This is a genomic window from Alexandriicola marinus (assembly GCF_004000435.1).
GTDB classification, from domain to species: Bacteria; Pseudomonadota; Alphaproteobacteria; order Rhodobacterales; family Rhodobacteraceae; genus Alexandriicola; species Alexandriicola marinus.
This window is the reverse complement of record NZ_RBVZ01000002.1, coordinates 131,704-158,154: the sequence shown is the minus strand read 5'-3', so window position 1 is coordinate 158,154 and position 26,451 is coordinate 131,704. Positions and strand designations below refer to the sequence as shown.

Sequence of the window (26,451 nt, the reverse complement as noted above, 5' to 3'; positions counted from 1 at the left end):
GCCATCTATCTCCTCAAGGGCGCAAGGGATGCGCCAGATGATGGAGGCCGATATGGCATCGACAGAATTCACAACCGTTCACGCACCTGCTGGCTATGGCCTGCTGCACACGCTGACCCTGCCGTTCCGCGCAATCGGACGTGGGCTTGTCCGGCTTGCCGAGAACAGCTCCTACATCAAGCAGGTCGAAGCGCTCAACGAACTGACCGACGACGAATTGGCGGCACGTGGCACCACGCGGGCCGACGAGGTCCGTCGCATCTTTGCTAGCGCCGGCGCCGTCTGAGCGGGAATAGATCGGGCTCACGCCCGACTTGATTGGCAGTGCAAGAACGTCTCCGGATCGAAAGATCCGGAGACGTTTGCATTTCAGGTCAGACGAGCCTGATGAAGATCAGATGTGATCTTCGAGGAAGCTCGAGAAGGACGACCAGCTTTCGAGGTCGGCCCGTTCCTGGTAGCGATCGGAACCGAACACCGTGAAGGCGTGGGGCGCGTTTGAATAGACCTCGATGGTGTAGGTGGTGCCCGCTGTTTCCAGTTCGGTCGCAAGCGTCGCCACGTCCTGCATCGAAATGCTGGTATCGGCGCCACCGTGCAGCACGAGGACGGGCGGTTCGTCACCATCCCAGCCTTGGCCTTCCGGCGTGCCGAGCCCGCCGTGGAATGTCGCGTAGCCGTTCGCCATCCCGCTCATGTCGCTGCGCGCCATCTCGAGGGCGACCGCACCGCCGAAGCAATAGCCCATGACGACCATCTCATCGACACCGGACAGGCCCATGGCCTGCTGCACACCAGCCTCGATCAGGGCCCGCATACGGTCGCGATCCTGATACAGCGCGCCGGTGGCGGCCATCCGGTGATCCATGGTTTCCGTCGGTGTCTCGTCGCCGAACATGTCGAGGGCAAAGGCGTTGTAGCCCATCTCGGCCAGCATGTCGGCGCGCTGGCGTTCGTAATCCGTCATGCCGTCCCAGTCGTGGACGATCAGGACAAGCCCCTTGGCGTTCTCGGCTTCGGCGAAATATCCGGTGAAGGATTCCTCGCCAACAGTGTAAGAGACGTCTTCCGCCTGTGCGCTGGTGGCAATCACGGTTGATGCCAGCAGTATCGATGTAATGCGCATATCAACTCCGGAAATCTGTGTTTCGCTTGCCCCGGCTGTTGCCGACGCTGCCACTAGACATGGTCCACGATCCGCATCGGGCAAGGAAACCCGGCGGGAGCCTGCCGAAAACCTCGCGCCCCAGCCGTCTCAGGCGGCATCCGCGGCGGGCGCGGGTTCACCCCTGTCGCCCTCCGCCGAGATGCGGGCCCGGCCCAGCCGAGGGTGCAGCGTCCGCGCAAGGCCCCACGCGCCCAGAAGCGCGGCCCCGCTGGCAACGAAGACCCCGGACAGAGGCGCGACCAGCAGGATGACCCACGCTGCACCCGGTGTCAGGATGCCCGAGACATCGCGGAAGCTTGAGTAGATCGCCGACATTTCGGTGCGTTCCGACGGTTTGACGGCCAGAAGAAACGGCAGCCCTGCCGAGACGTCGAGCAGGATCAGGAACAGCGATCCCACCATCAAGAGCGCTACGGCAATGACGGGAAAATCGCCCTCCAGCCCGGCCAGAGCAAACAGAAGGCCCGACATCAGAAACCCGGTCCTCACCGCCGTGCGGACCGATCGGCGCTGCATGAAGCGCAGCATCAACGGCGCGAGGAAAAGCGCTGCGTTCGAAAGTGACAGGGCAATCCCGCCCAGCTGCTGGCCCAGCCCGTTCTCCACCGCGTAGATCGGCAGGAAGACGACGTAGACCCACCACCCGCTCGACCGGATGACGGCGAAGGCCCAACCGGTGATCAGCCGTGGCTGCGCGAAAAAGCGTGGGAAATACCCGAACGGATTGGCCGGGGGCCGCCTGCTCCGGACGATGAGCCTGCCATTTCCCAGCCGCATGACGAGAAAGATGATCATCAGTGACAGCGCCGCCGCCGCCGCGATCAGGAAGGGAGCCGGGCGCCATGCTGCATGAAGAAACGACCCCAGCGCCGGGCCCGCCGTCCAGCCGATCGCACTGTAGAAGAGCCGGGATGTTTCGAACCGGCCCAGTTCGACCTTGGCCACGTGATCGAGCACATAGGCGTTGAAGCAGACGAACATAGTCACGACAGCGATCGTCGTCAGTGCAAGCCCCCCGATCACGGCGGCTGCAGAAGACTGCGTTGCCAGCAGCGCACCTGTCATGAACATCAGGGTCCCGCTGATATAGACCCAGCGGCGCGGAACGAAACGAATGAGGTAGGGAATGAGAAGCCCCACCATCAGCGATGCCGCTCCGATGAGGAAATAGGCCTCCGACACCAGCCGGGCGTCACCCAGCGCTGAATAGGCCGCCAGTGGAAAGACAGAGATCAGTATCCCCCGTGCCACGGCCTCGGTTCCGGCAAGGATCGCAAAGCCGCGAACGCTTGGGGTTGGCGCGTGGCGGAGCCATTCGGGGATTCGTCTGTCGTGCATCGGGGTCGACCCTTGGTGTTGGGCCTATGCACACCATTTCCGAGGGTCCCGCTCTCCCGCTTGCGACGCGGTGTCGTTTTCGTCTGCCCCGTTTCAGGCCGCGCGGCCGGTTTGCATCCAGTCGTCGAGTGCGGCGATCTGGTCGGCCGTCATCCGCAGACCCAGCTTGTTGCGGCGCCAGACGACATCCTCGGCCGTCCGGGCGAATTCGTGTGTCATCAGCCAGCCGACTTCCCGTTCGGTCAGCGTCGCCCCGAAATCGCGGCCCAGATCGTCCGGCGACGTGGCCTCGTTCAGCGTGACCTGTGCATCTGTCCCATAGGCGCGGATCAGGCGGCGGGCCCAGGTTTCATCCAGAAACGGATAGGCCTCGCGCAAGTCGGCGATCAGGCGCGGCACGTCCCCAACCGGGAAATCCCCGCCCGGCAGCGGCACGCCTGCCGTCCAGCCTGCCTGCCTGCCTCCGATCTCGGGGGTGATCTTTTCCATCGCGTGCTCGGCAAGACGCCGGTAGGTCGTGATCTTGCCGCCAAAGATGTTGAGAACCGGCGCACCCGCGGAACGATCGATCTTGAGCGTGTAATCCCGCGTTGCCGCCGTCGCCGATTGCGCGCCGTCATCATAAAGGGGCCGAACACCCGAATAGGTCCAGACGATCTGGTCGCGTGTCACCGGCTTGGCGAAATACTGCGATGCGAAATTGCACAGATACTCCTGCTCGGCCTCGGAACAGGTGGGCGTCGTGTCGGGATCGTCATGTTCGCGATCGGTCGTGCCGATCAGGGTGAAATCGGTCTCATAGGGGATGGCGAAGATGATCCGCCCGTCCGTGCCCTGAAAGAAATAGCATTTGTCGTGATCGTAGAGACGGGGAACGACGATGTGGCTGCCCTTCACAAGCCGCACGCCCTCGCGGGAATTGAGCGATATGCGGCCCTGTATGATCTGACCCACCCAGGGGCCGCCGGCATTGACGAGCATCCGGGCCCGCACCTCGCGCGGCCCGTCGGGGCCATCGAGCGCAACGATCCAGCCGCCGTCCCCGGCGCGGGCCGAGGTGACCTTGGTGCGCACCATGATATCGGCGCCCCGTTCCGCCGCATCGCGGGCATTGAGCGCGACCAGACGCGAATCCTCGACCCAGCAATCAGAATATTCGTAGGCCACCTTGAATTTCGGATCGAGCGGCTTGCCTTCGGGCGCCCGCGTCAGATCGAGCCGGGTCGTGCCCGGAAGGATCTTCCGCCCGCCCAGAGTATCATAGAGAAACAGGCCAAGCCGGATCAGCCAGCGTGGGCGGCGCCCCTTCATCCACGGCATAACCGTCGACAGCAGGCGCGAGGTCGGTGTCGAACTCTCGAACCGCATGTCGGCGTGATAGGGCAGAACGAACCGCATCGGCCAAGAGATGTGAGGCATCGCCTGTAGCAGTCTTTCCCGCTCGATCAGGCTTTCACGGACCAGCCGGAATTCGAAGAATTCAAGATAGCGCAGGCCCCCGTGGAACAGCTTGGTCGAAGCCGAGGACGTGGCGGAGGCGAGGTCATTCATTTCGGCCAGGCCGACGCTCAACCCGCGGCCCACCGCATCGCGCGCGATGCCGCAGCCGTTGATGCCGCCGCCGATGATGAAAAGGTCATAGTCGTATTCGGTTGTCATGCCCTGCGCGCCCATGGATGGAATCGGCTGTTTTCGACACGATTACTGGCAGAAATGCGCGCTAATGAAAACAAATGCTTTCGATTTTGATCGTTTTGGCGCGTGTTTGTGATCGTTTCTCTGGGCAGAGCGCACCCGTCATGCTACCGGAAGGTCATGAGCCAGTCCCTTCGTCACCCCGAGATCCTGCGCATCGCCCGCCGCGACGGTCTTGTCAGCGTCGAGGCATTGTCTGACGCGCTGGGTGTGTCGCACCAGACCATCCGCCGCGATCTGAGCGATCTGGCGGAGGCCGGTCAGCTCGAGCGCGTTCATGGTGGCGCGGTACTGCCATCGGGCACCGCCAACATCGCTTATGCAGAGCGCCGCGCCCTCAACAACGCGGCCAAGAGCGCCATCGCCGAGGCGTGCGTGGCCAAGATCCCTGATGGGGCTTCGCTGTGCCTGAATATCGGAACGACGACCGAGGCGGTCGCCCGCGCGCTGGGGCAGCGGCGGGATCTGCTGGTGGTGACGAACAACCTCAACGTGGCCGAGATCCTGTCGCTGCACGACGGCGCAAGGGTCGTGGTCACGGGCGGCGATCTGCGCGCCGCCGATGGCGGGCTGACGGGACCGCTGGCCGCCGAGGCCGTGGCGCGGTTCCGGGTCGATTTCGCGGTGATCGGCTGTTCGGCGCTTGATCCCGGCGGCGACCTTCTGGATTTCGACATGGCCGAGGTCGAGGTCAGCCGCGCGATGATCGCGGCGGCCCGACAAGGCGTTCTGGTGGCCGATCACTCCAAGTTCAAACGCGCCGCACCTGCGCGGATCGCCCATCTGGCGCAGCTTGACCGGTTCGTGACCGACGCGCCCCTGCCGGGGGCGCTTGGTGCGCGGGCCGCGGATTGGTCGACACGGATCGACATCGCCCCTCCGGATGCGTGATGTCCGGCATTTTCGGCTGGCCATCCCCGATCGTCGCGCGCATCTTGCGCAGCATACGACGAGGGAGAGGACAGACCGATGAGCGGACGACTGGCCGGGAAGACGGCACTGGTAACAGCGGCAGGGCAGGGGATCGGCCGTGCCACGGCGGCGATGTATGCGGCCGAGGGTGCGCGCGTCTTTGCGACGGATATCAATCCCGAAACGCTCGCATCGCTCGATCATCTGTCGGGGATCGAGACTTTTGTCTTCGATGTGACGGATGCGGATCAGATCGCCCCGGCGCTGGAACGGACCGGGCCGCTTGATGTTCTGATGAATTGTGCAGGCTACGTGCATGCGGGGTCGATCCTCGAGTGCAGCGAAGAAGATTGGGATTTCGCTTTTGACCTGAATTGCCGGGCCATGTTCCGCCTGATGAAGGCGGCGATCCCGGGGATGCTCGACAAGGGGAAAGGGTCGATCGTCAACATGTCGTCCGTGGCCTCGTCCCTCAAGGGCGTGCCGAACCGGTTCGTCTATACCGCGTCAAAGGCAGCTGTTCTGGGTATGACGAAATCGGTCGCGGCCGAATTCGTGACCAAGGGCATTCGCTGTAACGCGATCTGCCCCGGCACTGTCGACAGCCCCAGCCTGCACGACCGGCTCCGCGCCACCGGCGACTATGACAAGGCCTGGACAGAATTCGTGGCGCGCCAACCGATGGGCCGCGTCGGCGAGGCCGAGGAGGTGGCGGCGCTGGCCACCTATCTCGCATCCGACGAAAGCGCCTTCACGACGGGTCAGGCCCACGTGATCGACGGGGGCTGGACGGTCTGAGCGACACAGGCGGGCAGCCCGGGGCGGCTGTTGCCGTCTTTGCACTTGCGGTTGGGCAGACACTGGCCTGGGCCGGTCTTTTCTATGTGTTCCCCGTGCTCCTTCTGCCGTGGGAGGACAGCTTCGGCTGGCCCCGGCCCAACCTGACAGCCGCGATCAGCCTTGCGCTGCTGGCCTCTGCCGCGGGCGCACGCGTCGCGGGGCGGCTGATCGACAAGGGACTGGGCGCGCCGATGATGGCGGGCGCGGCCGCGCTGGGCGGGTTGGGGATGATCGCGCTGGGATCGGTCCAGACCCTGTGTCAATTCTATGCGGGCTGGATCTGGATCGGGCTGATGATGGCAGGCTGCCTCTACGAGCCCTGCTTCGCGATCCTGACCCGCGCGCGCGGGATGGCGGCGCGGCGCCCGATCGTCGTCATCACGCTGGTCGCGGGCTTTGCGAGCACCGTCAGCTTTCCCGTCACCCATCTCCTGACCCAAGCGGTGGGTTGGGAACAGGCCCTGCGGCTGATCGGGGCAGGTGTGATCGTGCTGGCCGCCCCCTTGCTCTGGTTTGGCGTGCGCGGGATCGAGGCCGGCGGGATCGAGGCGCCGGGTCAGGCCGCGCCCTCGCGGCCCGAATTGTCGGGCGGCGCGGCGCGGCGCCGGGTGTTCTGGCTCATCGCGCTCTGTTTCGCCTGCGTCGCGATCCTGCATGGCGCGGTGTTGCAGCACCTCTTGCCGTATCTGGCCGAACAGGATCATGCCGAGGGGTTCGGCATCTTCGTGGCCTCGCTGATCGGGCCGATGCAGGTGGCCGGCAGGCTGGTTCTGACGGTGACGGCTCGGCGGATCAGCCTTCATGCGATGACGATGCTGGTCTTTGTCCTGATGATCGGATCCGCGCTGACGCTTCTCGTGTTCGGTTGGGCCGAGGCCGGCGCGCTTGTCTTTGTGCTGGCCTTCGGCTCGGCCTATGGCATCGTCAGCATCCTGCGTCCGCTCGTGGCGCGCGCGATGCTGGGCGGGGTGAACTTCGGAGCCACCTCCGGCGCGCTTTCGGCGGTCTATCTCGTGGGGGCGGCGGCTGCGCCATGGCTCGGGGCGCTGGTCTGGGCGGTCGCAGGATATGGCGTGATGCTGGCCGGCTGCGCGGCCCTCGCCCTTGCGGGGGCCCTCTTCTACGTCATGGCCACACGGCGCGCGGGCAAACCGGGCGCTGCGACCGGGTGACAGGCGCGGGGGCCAATTTTGTTAGCTAACAAAATTGGCGGCCCCCCGGGGCGGGTGGTCCTCTTATGCCGGTTCGGACATCAATTCCCGCCAGCGATGGCAGGACACCTCGTGGCCCGGTCCGTCGGCATGTTCCAGCTGCGGCTCTTCGCGCTTGCACTGCTCTGTCGCATGGGGACAGCGGGTATGGAATTTGCAGCCTGTCGGCTGATTGGTGGGCGAGGGTATCTCGCCCACGAGCCGCTGCGCCCGGCCCGTGTCATCGGGATCGAGCGACGGGATCGCCGAGAACAGCGCCTTCGTATAAGGATGGCGCGGGGCCTCGAACAATTGCCGCGTGGGCGCGGTTTCGACCAGCCGTCCAAGGTACATGACCGCCACGTGATCGCAGGTATGCGCCACCACGCTCAGATCGTGACTGATGAACATGAAGGTCAGGCCCAGCTCGCGCTGAAGATCCTTCAGCAGGTTCAGCACATCGGCCTGGATCGACACGTCGAGCGCTGCCACGCTTTCGTCGGCCACGACGAACTTCGGATCCGACACAAGCGCCCGAGCGATCGAGATCCGCTGTCGCTGCCCGCCCGAAAACGCATGCGGGAAGCGCCGCAGATGTTCGAGGTTGAGCCGGCATTTCGCCGCGATCTCGCGGACCCGCTGATCGGTTTCGGCGCGTGTCTTGGTCAGACCCATCACCTCCAGCGGCTCGGCGATGATGTCGCGCACCGTCATCCGGGGGCTGAGGGCGGCATAGGGGTCCTGAAAGATCAGCTGCGCGCGTTTGCGGTAATCGCGCAGCTCGCGTCCTGCCAGCGTGCCCAGATCATAGGTGACCTCGTCGTCGGAATAGGTCGCGGTCCCCCCGGTGATCGGCACGGCCTTGAGAAAGGCCCGGCCGAGCGTCGTCTTGCCCGACCCGCTTTCTCCGACGAGCCCGAAGAACGATCCCTTGGGAATATCGAGCGTGACGTTGTCCACGGCCTTGAGGCTGGCCTTGTTGAAAAGGCCCTTGCCGATCTGGAAGGTGACCGAAAGGTTGCGGGCCGTGATCAGGTTGTCTTGGTCGCTCATGCGGCCCCCTTGGCTTCTTCATGCAGGTGGCAGGCGGCGCTGTGCCCTTTGGCCACGTCGATCGCGTGGGGCAGGGTGCGGCGGCAGATATCGCCGATCACCTTGGGGCAGCGGGTGTGAAAGACGCATCCCGGGGGCCGCTCCAGCGGGGAGGGGATATCGCCGGGCACGGGCGTCAGCGGCGAATCGAGGTCCTCGAGCTTTGGCAGCGCGGCCAGGAGCCCTTGCGTATAGGGATGGGCGGGGGTGCGGATCACCTCGCGCACCGGGCCCTCTTCGATCAGGCGGCCCAGATACATCACGCTGACCTTGTCGGCGGTCTGTGCGACAACGCCCAGATCGTGGGTGATGAAGATGATCCCCATGCCGAATTCGCCGACGAGATCCTTCATCAGGTCGATCACCTGCGCCTGGATCGTCACGTCGAGCGCGGTAGTCGGCTCGTCCGCGATCAGAAGCTTTGGCTTTGTCGACAGCGCCATGGCGATCATCGCGCGCTGGCGCATACCGCCCGACAATTCGAATGCATATTGATCGAACCGTTTGGACGCGTCCGAAATGCCCACGCGGTCCAGCATCTCGATCGAGATTTCCTTGGCCCGGGCCTTGGACATGTCGGAATGCAGTTGCAGCTGTTCGACCATCTGCTTGCCGATCGACAGGGCAGGGGCAAAGCTGGCCATCGGCTCCTGGAAGATCATCGAGATCGCCCCGCCGCGCACCAGCTTCAGGTCCGACTGCTTCTTCAGCGACAGAACATCCACTTCGCCCTGATCGGTATGAAGGATGATCCGGCTTTCGGGGGCATAGATGGCATTTCCGGCATTCAGATGCATCAGCGCCTTGGCCGTCACCGATTTGCCCGATCCGCTTTCGCCGACCAGGCCCATCACTTCGCCCCTGTCGATGCTGAAGGACACGTCGTCCACGGCGGTGATCAGCCCCTCGTCGGTGCGGAATTGCAGGGTCAGGTTCTGCACGTCGATCAGCTTGCTCATGCCGCTGTGCCTCCGGTCGCGATCATGTCCGGCCTCTTGGTTTCGCGTTGGTCAAAATACTCGAATGTCACGCCGCCCCGCCTCACTTGTTCTTGTCGGAATAGGGGTCTGCCGCGTCCCGCAGGCCGTCACCCACGAAAACGAAGGACATCACCAGGATGATGAAGAAGATGACCGGGATGAAATACCACGGGTAATTCAGCATCACGTCCGCGCTCGTGGCCTTCTGCAGCATCACCCCCAGCGACGAGACCGGGTCTTTCAGGCCCAGACCGATGAAGGAAAGCGCCGTTTCCGACAGCACCATGTAGGGAAACGAGATCACCAGATCGACGATGATATAGGAGGTGAAGGACGGCAGAAGATGGCGCCGGATCACATGGCTCGACGACGCGCCCGAAAGCTGGGCTGCCAGCACGTATTCCTGGTTGCGCTCAGTCAGAAGGTGGGTCCGGACCCGCCGCGCCAGCGTGGGCCAGCCGATCAGGCCAAGGATCATGGATATGTAGAAGAACCGTTGCTCCGCTGTGAGTTCGGGGGGCATGAAGGCCGCCACCGCCATGAACAGCGGGATCGCGGGCACCGTTCGGACCGCGTCGGTGATCATCTGCAACACGCCATCGATCCAGCCGCCGTAATAGCCGGCCACTCCTCCGATCACGAGGGCGAGGACAAAGGCGATCAAAACCCCGATCGTCCCCACCTGAAGCGAGGTCCAGATCGCATGAAGCGTGCGCGAGAAGATGTCCTGCCCGTCTTCGTCAGTGCCGAACAGGTGGATCTTTGCGTCATCGACACCAAAGAGATGCAGATTTCCGGGGATGAAACCGAACAGCTTGTAGGAATCGCCCGTCACGAAGAACCGCAGATAGTGCCGGGTATCCTCGTCGACCTCAGTCACCCAGCGGAAATTCGTCTCGATCGACCGGGTGCGCTCCAGCCCGTGGATGAAGGGCCGCAGGGAACAGCCGTTCTTGTCGCAGAATTGCGGGATCTGCGGCGCACCGTTGGTGTAGTCGGCGTTCCGGCCCGCGATTGTCGGGTCATAGGGCGACAGGAATGGCGCGAAGAGGCCTGAAACGACCATCAGCAACAGCAGGAACCCGGCCACCATCGCGGCGCGCTGTTTCTTGAATCGCGCCCAGATCAGCTGGCTCTGGGAGGCGGTGAAATAGGCCTCCTTGGCGCGGCGTTCGACGGCACTCTCCGTCTCGACGATGTCGACGGCGGGGCCAGTGGTTTGGGCAAGGTTCGGCTTCATCGGATCTGGGGCGTCGGTCATCAGATCACCTCATGATGCTTTTGCGGACACGCGGGTCGAGCACGGCCAGCAGAACATCCGTCAGGAAGTTCAGCGTGACGATCGACGCGGTCAGAAGAAAGATGATGGCGCCGGCCAGCTGCTGGTCATTCGACCGGGCGAGCGCCTCGATCAGCAGGGCCCCGGCATCCGTCAGCACGAGGATCAGCGCCACGATCGGCAATTCGTTGAAAATCCGGTTGAGATCGAAGCCGAGGCTGTTGACGATCGGGCCAAGGGCGTGGCGGGCCGGATACCGCCACAGGAGCCTGCGGCCCGAAACCCCCCGGGCGGCGGCGGCAGTGACGTAAAGCTTGCCGATTTCGTCGGACATCAGCGCCCGGACGGTTTGCAGCGCGAAGGCCGTGGCCGACCAGCCGAGGATGAAGATCGGAAGCCATGCGTGACTGAGCAGATCCCTGAACTTTGCCCATGTCCACGGCGCGTCCCGGTATTCCGGCGAGAAGAGGCCGGTCAACGTCTCTCCGAACCAGATGGTCGAGGCCAGCATGATCATCAGAGCCAGCAGGAAATTCGGCATGGCCAGCCCGAAATAGCTGATGAACTTGAGCGAGTTGTTCAGCCAGGCATTGTTGGAGGCGGCAGAGTATATCCCCACGGGGATCGCGATTGCATAGGCCAGCGTCAGCGACGACAGGCAGATCGCAAGGCTCAGCCAGAACTTCGTTCCCAGAAGCTGAGCGATATCGACCCGCAGGATGCAGCTGTCGCCGAAATCGCCCTGAAAGGCGCCCACGATCCATTTGGCCCAGCGTTCGATGAACGGACGGTCTAGGCCCAGCCTCTGGCGCTCGATCTCGATATCTGCCTGGGAAATCCCTGATCCTTGCGTGTTCTTGAACGCCAGATAGCGTTCGGCGCAGTCGCCGGGGACCAGTTCCATCAGGGTAAAGACGACAAGAGACACGATGACTAGTGTCGTCAGGGCCATAACGGCCCGCGTTGCGACAAATCGCACGAACTGAAGCATCTGCACTCCCCGTCCCGTACTGCGCCCTGAAGGGCGTCTTGATGGGTTCTTGTGGTGGTCCGGGGCGATGATGACGCCCCGGACCGGTATCAGCAATCCCTGACCGAGCTTATTCGCTCAGCCACCACTGTGTGGCGCGGTAGGGATAGGTCCGGTAGTACTCGTAGGACCAGGTCTTGAACTCGGGCACGTTGTTGAGCCGGTTCGAGACATAGATCGGCTCGGGCGCCTGCACCGTGCCGATGATCGGCAGGTTCTCGGTGAAGGTGGCGACAAGCCGTGCGCCCAGTTCGTTCTGTTCGGCCGACCCCGGCGTCGCGGACTGGAACGCATCGATATCGGCGGCAATGGTCTTGACCCATTCCGGCGGCTCGATGCCCTGTTCGCCGTTCGAATCCATCCACTCGGCCCACAACATCCCGGTGCGATGTTCGAAATACGTCCCGAACGGCACCCGGAAGAAGGTGTTGAGGCCCATGTGGATCGCCAGCGGCGCGCCATACTGCCACAGCGCCACGTCGAGCTGGTTGGCCGACTGGGCGGAGCGGTATTCGTCCGGGGTGACTTCCTTCACGACCGACTGGATGCCCACTTCGGCCCAGTACTGCGAGATCAGTTCGACCACGGAGCCGGAGATGCCTTGCGTGGAATAGTTCAGTGCAAGGGTCATCCGGTCGCCATTGGGCAGTTCACGGAACCCGTCGCCGTCGGTATCAGCCATGCCGATGCTGTCGAGCAACTCATTGGCCCGGGTGGGGTCATATTCGGCCGCAAAGCTTGCCCATTGCGGATCCACGAATTCCGGAACCGGGTTGAAGGGCAGGATCTGGCTCGGCGTGCCCTGACCGAAATAGGCCACTTCGTTCAGCTCGTCGCGGTTGATCGCGACCGACATGGCGATGCGGAAGTCGAGGTTCTGGAACACCTCGCGCTTTGCCTCGTCCTCGACGGTGAAGTTGAAGGACACCGCAGGCATGCCCACGGTCGGCTTGAGCTGAATCGTGTAGTTGCCGCTTTCCTGGTTCTCCAGAAGAAGCGGGGCCTGATCCAGGCGCACGGACTGCGACTTGTAGTCGACGTCGCCGTTCACCAGCGACAGGATCCGCACCTCGTTGTCGTTGATGTAGACCTCGTTCTGCTCCGAGATGTAGGGCAGCTGCTGGCCCGTCGTGTCCACCTGGTGGAAATACGGGTTGGCGACGAGACGCCGGCCTTCGGTCGTGTCGGTGATGTAGATGTGGCTTTCCAGCGTCGGCATCGTCGCCTTGGGAAGGCCGTCCACGATTTCGGGCCGCGACAGCATCGGCGTGGGCGTATCCGTCCAGTCCGAGTTGCCATAATAGGCCAGGATTGCGTCATAGCCGTTCTCGAAGCCGAGGCTCTGGGCGTAGGCATCCGCATCAGGGTTGATGTCGGGGTGGAACTGGCCAAGGAAATGCTGCGGCTGGAAGCCCGGCGCATAGGACGTGGCGAAGTGGGTCAGAAGACCCGGCTTCGGCGCCGGCAGGTTGAAGATCACCGTAGTTTCGTCCGGTGTCTCGACCGTCATCGGCTCTCCGCCGACAAGAACGTAATCGCGCGGCGATTCGTAGATGTTCGTGTCGAGCATCAGGTTGTCATGCCAGAACGCCACGTCGGCCGAGGTGAAGGGCGCGCCATCCGACCACTTGTGGCCTTCACGCAGATGGAAAGTCAGCTGCGTGAAATCATCGTTCCATTCCCATGACTTGGCAATGTTCGGAACGATCGTCTGAAGGTCATCGGCATAACGCACGAGGTTCACGTGGCGCACCGACAGGAAATCGGAGGTTCCGGCCTCGGTCGCGTTCGACAGGGCATCGAAGACGCCGCCATACTGGCCCACGCTGTCATAGGGCACGACCACGAGGGGTTCTGCCGGAAGACGCTCGGCCAGCGGCGGAAGCTCGGGGTTGCCGACGATCTGGGCGTTCAGATCGGCGATCGCCGGGTTGGTCGAGAATTCCATATCGCAGCCCGCCGCGGCCTCGAATGCCGAAAGCTCGTATTGCTGCGGATAGGCGCCGGGCTCGATGCCCTGCATGTCGGCCATGGTGATGGCCGGACAATTCGCGAGGGCCGCGGTCGGAAGCACCAGCATCGCCGTCCCTGCTAGAAGTAGTCTTTTCATGATCTCTCCTGTCTTTGAAAATTTGACCGGGCCGTCTGCCCGTGCCGATTGGGAGGGATGTTCGGGGCCTCCGGCGCATTCCATTGGCCGCCCTCCATGTTCACGTCTTCGATCCTCCCTCTTCTACTTGGGTTCGTGACATCCTCATGACACGGCCTCCGCCGGCTGCACGGGCGATCCCGTGCCCCGTTTCGGGCCTTCACTGGTGATCATCGTCCGGGCGAACAGCCCGTCAGGGTTCTGCATGCGGTGGCGCAGCATCTTTTGCGTCATCCGCAGGATCGTTTCTGCTGCGCCGGGCGTGTGCGACACGTCGGCAGCCTCGCCGGCGGCGGTCTTGTCGAACAGGATCGGCGGCAGCGCGGCCCCGAACTGAACCAGCGTGTGGTCGCGCTCGCGCAGGATGGCCAAGTTGGCCTCGTCCGGACCGATCCCCAGTTCCGTCTCGAACCGGGTCGGTTTGATCGGATTGCCGAAATCGAGCTCAGAATAGCTGTAATCAGGCCAATCGTCGGGGCAGGTCCCCTCGAGGAAGGGGCGCAGGCTGCGGCCATCCATGCTGTCGGGGATATCGACGCCCAGAAGGTCGAGGATCGTCGGCGTGATGTCGATGGATTCGACCATCTCGTCGCGGATCGTTCCGGCCTGCGCCTCGTGCCCCGGTGCGCGGATGATCAGGGGCGTGTGGAAGGCGGCATCGTAGTAATGGCTTTTGCCCCAGCAGCCGAAATCACCCAGAAGTTCGCCGTGATCGCTCGTCACGACGATCAAGGTATTCTCATACTGGCCGGTCTGTTTCAGGAACGCGATCACCCGGCCCAGATGTTCATCCACTTCGGCGGCCAGACCCATGTAGACCGACCGGATCCGCGCCACTGCATCGGCATCCTCGGCCCTGTTGTCAAAGCCCTTCACGACGGAGGTCATGGATTGATAGGCGCGCGCCGGCGCAAGGAAGGGATGGTTATCCCTGGTGTCACGCGGCGCGGGCATCGTGTCCTTATCGAACATCCGGTTATAGGGTTCGGGCGCCACAAAGGGGGGGTGCGGGCGGATATAGGTCAGATGCGCGACCCATCCCGGCGGCCGCAGCAACAGATCGGACAGCGTCGCGTCGGTCAGAAACGCCGTGTCGCTGTCGGCCGCATCGTATAACGCCGGGTCGTCGATTTCCGGCCCCACAGGGCGGAAGATCGTCTCCCGGGACAGCTTGTAACCCTTGCGCACCAGATGCGAGATCCACGGGCCGCCCGCATCCTCGAACCGCTGGCGAACCACCTCTTCGAAGCCTGTCATCACCTCTTCATAGCTGGTCAGGCGTGGATCGGCGGGGGGCAGGGTCCGCGGATCCTGCGCGCTGTCGGTATAGCCATAAAGCAGCGGAAGCCGTCCGGCCTTGCGCAATTCGGTCGCCAGATTGGGCGTGTCGTGGCGCAGGGGCGTGCCATTTCGCACGGACCTGTGGTTCATCGCGTATTGCCCCGTCAGGAGCGAGGCCCGCGCCGGGCCGCAGGGCGCACAGACAGTGTAGTTATTTGAAAAGCTGACGCTTTCCTTCATCAACGCACGCAGCGTCGGAAGTTCGACATGGGGGGCGAGGTCACCAAAAAGACAGTCCGCTCGGAACTGGTCGAACACGACAAAAAGGACGTTTTGGCGGTCCGTCATCAGGATGCGATTCTCTTCATTACCCGGTTAACCTTTTACGGGGAGGGCGCGTGAATCAAGTCCTCATTGTCGTCGGACTTCGGGCGGCCCCCTGCTGCGGCGATCGGTGTCATCGGGTTGGACGAATGTGATCAGGAATTGCGCGCTGCGCGAATGAAGGCGCGGATCATCGGCTGCTCGGCGCGCATCGACAGGCAGACAAGCGTCTCTGGCATCCGCAGATCCACGTCGATCAGGGGCAGGGGAACAAGGCGCCGATCCTCGCCCATCTCGGCGCGCGAGATGAAACCGATCCCGGCACCCGAGGCGACGACCTCGCGCATCGCCTCGCGGCCATCGACCTCGACCGAGGGCGCAAGCCGGAGGCCCGCGCCGCGGGCCGCCTCTTCAAGCTGGTGCCGGGTGCGCGATCCCTTTTCGCGCATCACCAGCGGCAGCTTCGGCAGATCGGACAGGCGCAGGCCCCCGCCGGCCCACGGCGTGTCGCGCCCGGCGATCGCGACGATGGGCGAATCTCCCAGATCGACCGAAACCAGATCGGCGGCCTCACCAAGGCTGCCCAGAACACCGATTTCGGCATCGTAATTGCGCAGGCGTGCCAGCACGGTCTCGGTATTGCCGGTCTCGACCGAAACAAGGACATCGGGCGCCTTCTCGCGGAACCGTGCCAGAACGGGCGTGATGTGGCGTGCCGAATCCGCGACGATCCGCAGCCTGCCACTCAAGGCGGCGCGACTTTGGCTGAGGTGATCGGCGATGCTCGCCTCGGCGTCGAAGAACCGCTTTGTCAGTAGGAACAGCGCCTCACCCGCTTCCGTCAGCCGGACCTGCCGCCGATCGCGATGAAACAGAAGCGTATCGTGATCCTGTTCGAGCTTGCGCACCTGTTCGCTGAGCGCGGGTTGCGTCTGGTTCAGTGCGGCCGCCGCGCGGGAAAAGCCCCCGTGCAGGGCCACCGCGTGAAAGGCGCGAAGCTGGCTGTATCGCATGTATAAGCTAAGCCTATTCTGGAATAGAAAAGAAAGATTTCACATATGGCCATGATTGCGCAAGACCTGTCCGCGACAGAATGACGAGGCCTGCCCCATGTCCGGCACACTTCCCGCACCGAAACTTGGCGAACCCTACCTGCTGACCCCCGGGCCGCTGACGACCTCTTTCCCGGTCAAGGAGGCGATGCTGCGCGATTGGGGCAGCTGGGACGAGGAGTTCCGCGCCATGACGCGCGAGCTGCGCGCCCGCATCCTCGCCATGATCGGGCCGGGCGCGTCGGATTACGATTGCGTGCCGGTTCAGGGCTCGGGCTCCTACGCGGTCGAGGCGATGCTGGGCACCTTCGTCCCACGGGAGGGCAAGGTGCTGGTTCTGGCCAATGGTGCCTATGGCCAGCGCGCGGCCCGCACGCTCGATTACATCGGACGGGCCAAGGTCGTGCTCGACAAGGGCGATCACCTGCCGCCGCGCGGAGCGGAGGTGGCCGAAATCCTTACCAATGATCCCTCGATCACCCATGTGCTTGCGATCCATTGCGAAACCTCGTCCGGCATCCTGAATCCGGTCGAAGAGATCGCGGAGGCCACCCGCGCGGCAGGCCGCGAACTCCTGATCGATTCGATGTCGGCCTTTGGCGCGCTGCCGCTTGATCCTGCTGCGCTGGGCTGCACCGCCTTCGTGTCGTCGGCCAACAAATGCATCGAGGGTGTGCCGGGGTTCGGCTTCGTCGTCGTGCGCAAGGATGTTCTCGCTGCATCCGGCGGAAACGCGCATTCGCTGAGCCTTGATCTGCACGACCAGTGGCAGGTGATGGAAAAGACGGGCCAGTGGCGGTTCACCCCGCCGACCCATGCCGTCGCGGCCTTCATCGAGGCGCTGCGCGCCCATGAGGCCGAGGGCGGGGTCGCTGCCCGCGGAGCGCGTTACGCCCGCAATCGCGACGTGATGGTCGCGGGCATGCGCGGTCTGGGCTTTGAGACCCTGCTTGAGGATCGCTGGCTGTCGCCGATCATCGTGACCTTCTTCTGCCCGGCCGATCCGGCCTTCGATTTCGCGCGCTTCTATGATCTGATGAAGGCGCGCGGGTTCATCATCTATCCGGGCAAGCTCACCGTCGTGGACAGCTTCCGTATCGGCTGCATCGGCCAGATGGACGAGGCGGTGATGCAAGCCGTGGTCGCCGCCGCCGATGCCGCGCTGAAAGATATGGGGGTGACCAGTGCCGCCCCGCCCCAAGCCGCGCTGGATGAACGCAAGAAACTCGCCGCCTGAAGGAACTCATATGCCCATCTCAAACCCGGTCGAGGCCAATGGCCGGACCTATGCCGCCCCCAAGACCTGTGCCATCGCGATCTGCCTTGATGGATGCGAGCCCGAATACCTTGACGTGGCGATCGCCGAAGGGCTGATGCCGACGCTCAAGCGGATCCGCGAGGAAGGCACGGTGCGCACGGCGCATTCGGTGATCCCGTCGTTCACCAATCCCAACAACCTGTCGATCGCCACCGGCCGTCCGCCGAGCGTGCATGGCATCTGCGGCAATTTCCTCTACGATCCCGATACGGGCGAAGAGGTCATGATGAACGACGTGCGGTTCCTGCGGGCGCCGACGCTGTTTTCCAAATTCTACGAGGCTGGCGCCCGCGTCGCGATGGTGACGGCCAAGGACAAGTTGCGCGCACTTCTGGGCTCGGGCCTGAAATTCGACGAGGATCGCGCGGTGGCCTTTTCCTCCGAACGTTCGGGCGAGACCACGAAGGCCGAACACGGGATCGACAATGCGAGCGACTGGCTCGGCATGCCGGTGCCCGAGGTCTATTCGGCCGATCTGTCGGAATTCGTCTTTGCCGCCGGGGTCAAGCTTCTGCGCGAATGGAAGCCCGACATCATGTATCTGTCGACGACCGATTACATCCAGCACAAGTTCGCCCCCGATGAGCAGGGCGCCAAGGATTTCTACGCCATGTTCGATCGCTATCTGGCCGAGCTGGATGCGACGGGCGCGGCCATCGTGGTGACGGCCGATCACGGGATGAAACCCAAGCATGACGCCAAGGGCGATCCCGCCGTGATCTATGTGCAGGACCTGATGGACGAGTGGCTGGGCGAAGGCGCGGCCCGGGTCATCCTGCCGATCACCGACCCTTACGTGGTGCATCACGGCGCGCTGGGCAGCTTTGCCACGGCCTATCTGCCCGAAGGCGCGGACCGCGCCGATATCGTGGCGCGGCTCAAGGCGCTGCCCGAGATGCTGGAGGTCACGACCCGCGAGGAGGCTGTCGCCAAGTACGACCTGCCCGCCGACCGGATTGGTGACATCGTCATGATCTCGACCGAGAACATGACCATCGGCACCAGCGCCCACCGTCACGACCTTGCCGCGCTGAAGGAGCCTCTGCGGTCGCATGGCGGGCTGACGGAGCAGGCGGTGCCCTTTATCGTCAACCGCCGGATCGACCTGCCCGACGCGCCCGAGCTGCGCAACTTCGATGCGTTCCTATATGCCTGCGCGGCGGCCGCCCTTCAGGAGGCCGAGGCTTGATCGGACAAGCTCCGGAACATGACCAGCGCGTCGGCATCCCGGCCGCCCGCGCGGAAGGCGCCGGGCACGCGGCCGACGGTTGTGAATCCTGCGCGCTCCCACAGGGCGATGGCGCGGGTATTCGTGGCCACGACGAAGTTGAAGACCATCCCGTCGTAGCCCATCTGCGCGGCGGTTCTCAGCGCATGGGCCAGCATGGCCCGCGCCACGCCGCGCCGCTCGGCGCCAGGCGCGGTGACAAAGCCGCAATTGCAGTAATGCGCCCCGCCGCCGGGGCGGTTGGGCTGGATGTAGAAGGTGCCGAGCGGGTCCGGGCCTTCGGCGATGAACGCTTCGGCCGCCAGCCAGTAGGCCAGCGCATCCTCGCGGCGGATGGCCGGGTCGACCGCATAGGTCTCGCCTGCGCGGAAAACGGGTTCCAGCATCGCCCAGATCATCTCTTCGTCGCCCGGTCTGGCCGGGCGGATCGTCATATCACTCATGCCGCCCAATCTGTCGGGAGAGTCGCCCATGAACAAGCCTGAGACCCCAATCCGCCACGAGGCCATGCGCATTGGCGGCGAGAAAGTCACCACCGAAAAGGTGATCGAGGTCCGCTATCCCTATACCGACGAGGTGATCGGCACGGTCCCCGCGGGCGACGCAAGCCATGCGCGCCGCGCCTTCGAGATCGCGGCGGCCTACAAGCCCACGCTCACCCGCTATGAGCGCCAGCAGATCCTCCACCGCACGGCCGAGATCATCCGCGATCGCAAGGCCGAGATCGCCCACTGGCTGACGCTGGAACTGGGGATCTGCCAGCAGCACGCGCTCTACGAGGCGGGGCGGAGCTATGACGTGTTCACCTTCGCGGGACAGCTCGCCATTCAGGATGACGGGCAGATCTTCTCCTGTGACCTGACGCCCCACGGCAAGAGCCGCAAGATCTATACCAAGCGCGAGCCGGTGCGGGCGATCTCGGCGATCACGCCGTTCAACCACCCGCTGAACATGGTGGCTCACAAGATCGCGCCGGCGATCGCCACGAACAATTGCATGGTCTGCAAGCCCACCGAGCTGACCCCGCTGACCGCGATCACGCTGGCCGATATCCTTTACGAGGCGGGCCTGCCGCCCGAGATGTTCCAGGTCGTGACGGGGATGCCCGCCGATATCGGCGACGAGATGATCACCAACGAACATATCGACATCATCACCTTCACCGGCGGTGTGCCGGTGGGCAAGATGATCGCTCACAAGGCCGGCTACAAGCGCGCCGCACTCGAGCTGGGGGGGAACGATCCGCTGATCATCCTCAACGATCTTGATGATGCCGATCTCGAGAGGGCTGCCACCATCGCCGTGGCCGGCGCCACCGGCAATTCCGGCCAGCGCTGCACGGCCGTCAAGCGTATCCTCGTGCAGGACAGTGTGGCCGACCGCTTTGTCCCGATGGTTCTGGAAAAGGCCAAGGCGATCCGCTTTGGCGATCCGATGGACCCCGACACGCAGCTGGGCTGCGTGATCCACGCGCAGGCGGCCGAACTCTTCGAGAAACGCGTCTACATGGCGGCCGATCAGGGGGCGAAGGTTCTGTATGATCCGGGCCGGAAGGGCGCGCTTCTGCCACCCATCGTTGTCGATCAGGTGCCCCATGACAGCGAACTGGTGATGGAAGAGACCTTCGGCCCCATTGTCCCCATCGTGCGCGTGCCCGATGACGACGCAGAGGTGATGCGGATTTCCAATTCGACCGCCTTTGGCCTGTCGTCCGGTGTTTGCACCAACGATTTCCGCCGGATGCAGGCCTTTATCGAGGGCCTGGACGTGGGCACGGTCAACATCTGGGAACAGCCCGGCTACCGGATCGAGATGTCGCCCTTCGGCGGCATCAAGGACAGCGGCAACGGCGTTAAGGAAGGCGTGCTGGAGGCGATGAAGTTCTTCACCAACGTGAAGACCTATTCCCTGCCGTGGCCCTGATGTCGCAAAGAGGCCCGATCCGCCATACCGAGGGCGAGGCGAATACCTCGGAACTGAGGGCGGAATGGTCCGCCCGGCAGGAGGATGACGCGACTCGCGCCCTGCTTGATCGGGATGCGGGCGCATTTCTGCACCAGTCGCTTTCCTCGCCGTGCCTGTCGACCATCGCAAAGGCCGAGGGCATCTGGATCGAGGATACCGCCGGTCGCCGGTTCATGGATTTCCACGGCAATTCCGTCCATCATCTGGGCTATGGGCATCCTGTGGTGACACAGGCGATCAAGGATCAGATCGACAGCCTGCCGTTTTCTCCGCGCCGCTTCACCAACGAGGTGTCTGTTGCGCTGGCCGAAAGGCTGGGCGCGCTGGCGCCGTGGCCGGCCAAGGTTCTGTTCACGACCGGCGGTTCGGACGCGGTCGAGGTGGCGATGCGGCTGGCGCGCGCCGCCACCGGCCGGTTCAAGACGCTGAGTTTCTGGGACGCGTTCCATGGCGCGGGCTTCGGCGCGTCGAGCGTGGGCGGAGAGGCCACGTTCCGCAGCCATATCGCGGGGCCGCTTCTTCCCGGGGCCGAACATGTGGCGCCGTTTCACTGCTATCATTGCGCCTATGGTCATCGGGGGCCCGCGACCTGCGGGCTCGCCTGCGCGTCGATGGTCGATTACGTGCTGGCTCGCGAAGGGGACGTGGCCGCCGTCATCGGAGAGCCGATGCGCGCCGTTCCCGTCGTGCCGCCGCCGGGCTATTGGCAGGCCGTGCGCGCGGCGTGTGACCGGCAGGGGGCGCTCCTGATCATGGATGAGATCCCCACAGGCCTTGGCAAGACGGGGCGCTTCTTTGCCCATGATCATGACGAGGTGACGCCCGATATCATCGTTCTGGGCAAGGCGCTGGGCGGGGGCGTGTTGCCTATCGCGGCCGTTCTGGCGCGCGCCGATCTCGACCTGGCGGGCGATTTCGCCATCGGCCACTACACCCACGAAAAGAACCCGGTGACCGCCGCCGCCGCCCTTGCGACGCTCGACGTGATCGAGGCCGAGGGGCTTGTCGACAGGGCCGCCCGGCTTGGCGAGGCCGCGATGGCCCGCCTGAAGGAGGCCCTCTCCTCCAACCCGCATGTGGGCGATATCCGCGGACGCGGCCTGATGATGGGCGTCGAAATCGTGACCGACCGGGACAGCCGCCAGCCCGACCCGGACCGCGCCGAACGCATCTACTATGCCTGTCTCGAGCAGGGCCTCAGCTTCAAGATCAGCGCCGGCAACGTCCTGACCCTGTCGCCCCCGCTGACGATCGGGGAAGCTGACCTGATGCGCGCGGTGGCGATTGTGACCGACGCGATCGGGTAGTCACCCCGGCCCGCCGCGTTGTTCCCTCTTCTGCGGGAAGAAATCCGTCACACGGGTGGCCGCGAGCGGTCTCGTATGGTCTACACGGGTCACTGACCACGCCTATAGATCGATCCATTCAATGAAATTTCTTCCCTGTTCCTTCCCACATAATGATTTTCTGCTTCTGGGGGGCGATGCGCGGCATGCGATCAAGGAGCTGGCGGGCCTTCGTCGAAAGGTCACCGACGATGCAACCATCTTTCACAACGTAGAAGGCGACCCTTCGCGCACCGTTTCAGGAGTGATTATTCGCGACCGGAACCTGACGCTGGGGGAGTATCAACCCGGGGAACGCGAGGAGATTGCGGGGCGTTATTGCGGTGTCCGACCCGTCAGCGGAGGGGCGGCCGGTATCGAACTGGTTGCGGATGAACTCGGAACGATCCCGACCTATTATGCCAATACTGCCAAGGGACCAATGGCGAGCAATTCAATTCGCCTGATCGCACTGGCGATGAAAGCGGCGGGAGTTCCCGTCAGATTATCGCTCGGCTCGATCGCATCGACCTGGTTTACGGATAGCTTTATCTGTTTCTCCCAGACGTCAAGGGAGACCTATGTCGAGGGAGCGTTCTTGGCCTTGCTGGGGCAACGGATCGTATTTCGGGATGGCGCCATGTCCGTTTCGAATGCAGCCAGGACAAAGGGCGAGCCACCGAAAATCGAGGAATATAGGTATCTTCTTGACAAGGGCGTGGACGAGATTCGCCGGAATACAGTTGCGACGGTCAATTCCGGTATGCCTGTCGTCTCGACTCTGACAGGCGGACGTGACAGCCGGATCGTACTCGGTGCCTTGTTATCAACGGGTCGGGAGACCGACGTCCGGTTCAGCACGCGCGACATAAACGAGGACGATACCAGAATATCGACCGGACTAGCCGAGTATTTCGGACTGTCATACCAAAAGGCAGCCGACCATGTTGTACGGGTTGGGCACAGCTATGAAGATGATCTCGAGCGGTTCACCCTGGCTCACATGGGAGCAAAGACGCTTCATAAACAGGCGAATGTTCATTCGCTGACCGAGAATGTTTCCTTTCGTTTGATAGGCGGCGCCGGTGAGCTTTACCGGACCGTCTTCACAAAAGGTTTCAGTGAGAAACTCCTGAATTCTCCCGTACGATTGGAATCTGTCAAGAGATGGCTCCGTTCCTATTGGATGTTTGGAAAATTGAACGAAGAAATACGTGAGCTGATTTCACGGAATTATCTCGATGTCTTTCAACAGGTCGGTGCCGCGAAAATCGGCGAAGCAATAGACTTACATTATGCGAATTTCCGAAATCGGCATCACCTTGGTGCGCCAACTCAATACACTCAGGATGAGAAGGTTGTTCTCTACGCTCCAGCTGCCTCGTCAACGCTTTATCGACTTGCACAGCGGCTGCCTCAGCCGGCCATGCAATCTGACAGGCTGGTCTATGACTTGACGCGAAGCCTTTCCTTCGATCTTGCTCATTTGCCCTATGACAAACCTCTCCATCTGAGGAACCGGGCGGTAGCTGCGCGTGCGCAAGCCCGGCTAGATGAGCTCTTGCCGTTGTTTCGTCCGAATCCGGATCTGCTCAAGACCCCGGGCGCCAAATCGGTCGAATTTCGCGGAGTTCGGGAAACGAGAGAGTTTCGCGAGTTCTGTCTCAAGACCTTGAAGCACGACATGGACTATCTTCAGGAGCACGATGTCGCGGGCCAGGTCCTGACAGAAGAAGTGCGGCGCACCATCGAAGCGTCATTCAAGGTCATCAAGTTGGAAAAGATCAGCACATGGCTCGGAAAGTTCCGAGCAGCGCGCATGGTCGCGGAGATGGGCTGAAAGGGTGCCATTGGCGGCCGCAAGGCTGTTTCGCTCTGAGGCTTTCAAGGGCCAGGCATGCGCCACGCTCAGCCGGGGACATACCCCGGATCGGCCCGATTGTCCCATTGTTGGCATCGTTTTCGGGGGGACTGGACCGGGGAGGATTCCGACCTTCCAGTGACCCGCGCGCGTTTGATGCCGTGCCCCTCTGATCGAGGTCGCACCCGTTTCTGTGGGGGTGCATGGCCCATGTGCTTGGCTTGTGACATTTGGGAACCGGGGGCAGGTGTCGGCGCAGGTCCGGGTCCAATAGGGTCCGAGTGTCTATACAAACCCGGCTGTAACCGATATCGCGCGTGATCCCTGCCCTGATGAGCGTGCCGCGCGGTCGGCATGACTTGACCAACAAAAGAACCGGACCTTTGAAAAAAACGATTGCAGATGCACTGGCCCGGAAGGGCTATGACACTTTGACACCTGTCCAGACGGCTGTCACCCAACCCGAACTGGAGGGCCGGGACCTTCTGGTCTCGGCGCAGACGGGGTCGGGCAAGACGATTGGCTTCGGTCTGGCGATTGCCTCGACCTTGCTGGCCGAGGACGACAGGTTCGGTCCGGCGGGCGCGCCGCTGGCCCTGATCATCGCGCCGACTCGTGAACTTGCGATGCAGGTCAAGCGGGAACTGGGTTGGCTTTACGCAGAGGCCGGGGCTGTTCTGGCGTCCTGCGTCGGGGGCATGGACATGCGCGATGAGCGCCGTGCGCTGGCGCGCGGGGCCCATATCGTCGTCGCCACGCCGGGGCGGTTGCGCGACCACATCATGCGCGGCTCGATCGACCTTGCCGCCGTCCGGTGTGTCGTGCTGGACGAAGCCGATGAGATGCTGGACCTCGGCTTTCGCGAGGATCTGGAGTTCATCCTCGAGGAAACGCCGCAGACGCGCCAGACGCTCCTGTTTTCTGCCACCGTTCCCGCTGCCATCGCCAAGCTTGCGCGAAGCTATCAGCGCGACGCAGAGCGGATTTCCACAGTGGCAGAGCAGTCGCAACATGCCGATATCGAATACCGCGCCTTGCTGGTCGCGGCCCGCGACAGCGAAAACGCCGTCATCAACGTGCTGCGCTATTACGAGGCACCGAATGCGCTGGTGTTCTGTAACACCCGGGCGATGGTCGCGCGCCTGACGACGCGGCTGTCGAACCGTGGATTTTCGGTCGTGGCCCTGTCGGGGGAACTGACCCAAAGCGAACGGTCCAACGCGTTGCAGGCGATGCGGGACGGGCGCGCCCGGGTGTGTGTCGCAACGGATGTGGCGGCCCGCGGGATTGACCTGCCCAAGCTCGATCTGGTGGTTCACGCAGAACTGCCCGGCAGTCATGAGACCCTTCTGCACCGGTCAGGCCGGACAGGTCGCGCAGGTCGCAAGGGTGTCAGCGCATTGATCGTTGTCCCATCCGCGCGCAAGAAGGCGGAACGCATTCTCAAGTTCGCGAGGCTGACTGCGGATTGGGGCTCTGCGCCGTCGGCCACCGAGGTGGATGAGCGCGATCAGCAGCGCATGCTGGCCGCCGACGACTGGCAGGCCGAGATCACGGAAGGCGAGCGTGCCTCGGTCGATCAACTGGTCGCACAATTCACACCCGAACAGATCGCCGCCGCCTATCTGCGGCAATACAAGTTGCGCCATTCCGCCCCTGAAGACCTGAGCCCGATCAATTCGGAAAAGCCCAAGCCGCGTGGCCCCTTTGGCCCCAGCGTGTGGTTTTCCCTGTCCGAAGGCCGCAATCAGGCTGCGTCCCCGCGTCATTTGCTGCCGATGATCTGCAAGGCGGGTGATCTGACCAAGGACGACATCGGCGCCATCCGCATTGCCGATGACCTGTCCTATATCGAGATCCGCGAAGCCAGCGTCCCGGGTTTTCTGGCAGCGATCGGGCCGCAGATGACCATCGAGGGTACAAAGCAGATCGTGCGTCTCGACAAGGCGCCGGACATGCCCGCCTTCAAACATGCCAAGTTCGACCGTGCGCCCAAGCCGAGGCCGGCCCCCGCCAGGCCGGATGCGGGCCCCATCGATTGGGACGATGCCGCCGAACCACGCCGTCGCAAACCAAGGCCCGAAGATCGCAAGGACGCAAAGCCGTCGCACCGCAAGCCCAAGGCCGACAGACCCGATGCCGCTGCCCTTGCCCCGCTGGGCCGCAAGAAAAGCGCAAAGTCAGGCCCACGGGTCAGCCCCGGGGAGCCCCCCAAAGCGCGCCACGAAAAGCCGTCGGGCGGCCCTGCGGGTAAACCCGATGGCGGTAAGCCCTCCGCCGGTTCCGGCAAAGGTCGGCCGCCCCCGGAAGGCAAGCCCAACAGCAAGAAGAACCGCGCCCGCGCTGCGGCCAAGAAGGCCGGCAAGGGCGGGAATGCTGTGCCCAAACGGCGATAGGCCCGGCGTGAAGCCGCGCCAGGCGTGG

At 63.5% G+C, this 26,451-nt stretch carries 21 protein-coding genes; 10 read left to right on the top strand and 11 right to left on the bottom strand.

Annotated elements, in window-relative coordinates; translation table 11 throughout:
- Positions 1-28 precede the first annotated feature (28 nt).
- The gene (locus EP376_RS07155; protein WP_127654888.1) at positions 29-286 is read left to right on the top strand and encodes a hypothetical protein; all 258 of its coding nucleotides are present in this window, start codon (positions 29-31) and stop codon (positions 284-286) included.
- 108 nt (positions 287-394) lie between these two features.
- Here the strand turns inward: EP376_RS07155 and EP376_RS07150 are convergent, their stop codons facing one another.
- From EP376_RS07150 to glpD, 3 genes are all read right to left on the bottom strand, one after another.
- Entirely contained in the window at positions 395-1,126 is a 732-nt protein-coding gene (locus EP376_RS07150; protein WP_127654887.1) for a dienelactone hydrolase family protein, read from the bottom strand.
- 129 nt (positions 1,127-1,255) lie between these two features.
- Positions 1,256-2,506 (bottom strand): MFS transporter, encoded by a 1,251-nt coding sequence (locus EP376_RS07145; protein ID WP_127654886.1) that lies wholly within the window; start codon positions 2,504-2,506, stop codon positions 1,256-1,258.
- A gap of 93 nt (positions 2,507-2,599) precedes the next feature.
- On the bottom strand, positions 2,600-4,165 hold the full coding sequence (gene glpD / locus EP376_RS07140) for a glycerol-3-phosphate dehydrogenase (RefSeq protein ID WP_127654885.1): 1,566 nt from the start codon (positions 4,163-4,165) through the stop codon (positions 2,600-2,602).
- Positions 4,166-4,321: 156 nt separating this feature from the next.
- On the opposite strand from glpD, the gene EP376_RS07135 reads away from it, so the two are divergent.
- The 3 genes from EP376_RS07135 (at position 4,322) to EP376_RS07125 (ending at position 7,125) form a co-directional block, all read left to right on the top strand.
- Positions 4,322-5,092 carry a DeoR/GlpR family DNA-binding transcription regulator gene (locus EP376_RS07135; protein WP_127654884.1) on the top strand — a complete coding sequence of 257 codons (771 nt, stop codon included), beginning with the start codon at positions 4,322-4,324 and terminating at the stop codon, positions 5,090-5,092.
- Positions 5,093-5,170: 78 nt separating this feature from the next.
- Complete coding sequence (locus EP376_RS07130) at positions 5,171-5,911, top strand: SDR family oxidoreductase (protein ID WP_127654883.1); 741 nt, start codon at positions 5,171-5,173, stop codon at positions 5,909-5,911.
- Positions 5,848-7,125 (top strand): MFS transporter, encoded by a 1,278-nt coding sequence (locus tag EP376_RS07125; RefSeq protein WP_127654882.1) that lies wholly within the window; start codon positions 5,848-5,850, stop codon positions 7,123-7,125. Before EP376_RS07130 ends, EP376_RS07125 begins: the two co-directional genes overlap by 64 nt.
- Positions 7,126-7,188: 63 nt before the next feature.
- On the opposite strand, the gene EP376_RS07120 is transcribed toward EP376_RS07125, so the two are convergent.
- The 7 genes from EP376_RS07120 to EP376_RS07090 form a co-directional block, all read right to left on the bottom strand.
- Positions 7,189-8,196 (bottom strand): ABC transporter ATP-binding protein, encoded by a 1,008-nt coding sequence (locus tag EP376_RS07120; RefSeq protein WP_127654881.1) that lies wholly within the window; start codon positions 8,194-8,196, stop codon positions 7,189-7,191.
- On the bottom strand, positions 8,193-9,194 hold the full coding sequence (locus EP376_RS07115) for an ABC transporter ATP-binding protein (protein WP_203330973.1): 1,002 nt from the start codon (positions 9,192-9,194) through the stop codon (positions 8,193-8,195). The genes EP376_RS07120 and EP376_RS07115 overlap by 4 nt, the downstream gene beginning before the upstream one ends.
- Before the next feature lie 82 nt (positions 9,195-9,276).
- Positions 9,277-10,476 (bottom strand): ABC transporter permease, encoded by a 1,200-nt coding sequence (locus EP376_RS07110; protein WP_127654880.1) that lies wholly within the window; start codon positions 10,474-10,476, stop codon positions 9,277-9,279.
- A gap of 4 nt (positions 10,477-10,480) precedes the next feature.
- Entirely contained in the window at positions 10,481-11,485 is a 1,005-nt protein-coding gene (locus EP376_RS07105) for an ABC transporter permease (protein WP_127654879.1), read from the bottom strand.
- A gap of 109 nt (positions 11,486-11,594) precedes the next feature.
- Entirely contained in the window at positions 11,595-13,634 is a 2,040-nt protein-coding gene (locus tag EP376_RS07100; protein ID WP_127654878.1) for an ABC transporter substrate-binding protein, read from the bottom strand.
- A gap of 144 nt (positions 13,635-13,778) precedes the next feature.
- Positions 13,779-15,302: a sulfatase-like hydrolase/transferase gene (locus EP376_RS07095; protein WP_127654877.1), complete on the bottom strand. Its 1,524-nt coding sequence runs from the start codon at positions 15,300-15,302 to the stop codon at positions 13,779-13,781.
- Positions 15,303-15,433: 131 nt separating this feature from the next.
- Complete coding sequence (locus tag EP376_RS07090) at positions 15,434-16,291, bottom strand: LysR substrate-binding domain-containing protein (RefSeq protein WP_127654876.1); 858 nt, start codon at positions 16,289-16,291, stop codon at positions 15,434-15,436.
- A 97-nt stretch (positions 16,292-16,388) separates the two neighbouring features.
- Here EP376_RS07090 and EP376_RS07085 point away from each other — a divergent pair, with 97 nt between their 5' ends.
- Both EP376_RS07085 and phnA read left to right on the top strand, forming a co-directional pair.
- On the top strand, positions 16,389-17,567 hold the full coding sequence (locus EP376_RS07085; protein ID WP_127654875.1) for a 2-aminoethylphosphonate--pyruvate transaminase: 1,179 nt from the start codon (positions 16,389-16,391) through the stop codon (positions 17,565-17,567).
- Between the two features lie 10 nt (positions 17,568-17,577).
- Positions 17,578-18,837, top strand: coding sequence for a phosphonoacetate hydrolase (phnA, locus tag EP376_RS07080; protein ID WP_127654874.1), 1,260 nt, complete (start codon positions 17,578-17,580; stop codon positions 18,835-18,837).
- Here the strand turns inward: phnA and EP376_RS07075 are convergent.
- The gene (locus EP376_RS07075) at positions 18,819-19,319 is read right to left on the bottom strand and encodes a GNAT family N-acetyltransferase (RefSeq protein WP_127654873.1); all 501 of its coding nucleotides are present in this window, start codon (positions 19,317-19,319) and stop codon (positions 18,819-18,821) included. The two genes, phnA and EP376_RS07075, sit on opposite strands and share 19 nt — an antisense overlap.
- A 28-nt stretch (positions 19,320-19,347) precedes the next feature.
- Here EP376_RS07075 and phnY point away from each other — a divergent pair, with 28 nt between their 5' ends.
- From phnY to EP376_RS07055, 4 genes are all read left to right on the top strand, one after another.
- Positions 19,348-20,799, top strand: coding sequence for a phosphonoacetaldehyde dehydrogenase (gene phnY / locus EP376_RS07070; protein ID WP_127654872.1), 1,452 nt, complete (start codon positions 19,348-19,350; stop codon positions 20,797-20,799).
- Positions 20,799-22,148, top strand: a complete 1,350-nt coding sequence (gene pbfA / locus EP376_RS07065) for a (R)-1-hydroxy-2-aminoethylphosphonate ammonia-lyase (RefSeq protein ID WP_127654871.1) — start codon at positions 20,799-20,801, stop codon at positions 22,146-22,148. Before phnY ends, pbfA begins: the two co-directional genes overlap by 1 nt.
- A gap of 121 nt (positions 22,149-22,269) precedes the next feature.
- On the top strand, positions 22,270-24,006 hold the full coding sequence (locus tag EP376_RS07060; protein WP_127654870.1) for a hypothetical protein: 1,737 nt from the start codon (positions 22,270-22,272) through the stop codon (positions 24,004-24,006).
- 404 nt (positions 24,007-24,410) lie between these two features.
- Positions 24,411-26,423 (top strand): DEAD/DEAH box helicase, encoded by a 2,013-nt coding sequence (locus tag EP376_RS07055; protein WP_127654869.1) that lies wholly within the window; start codon positions 24,411-24,413, stop codon positions 26,421-26,423.
- Positions 26,424-26,451: the final 28 nt, after the last annotated feature.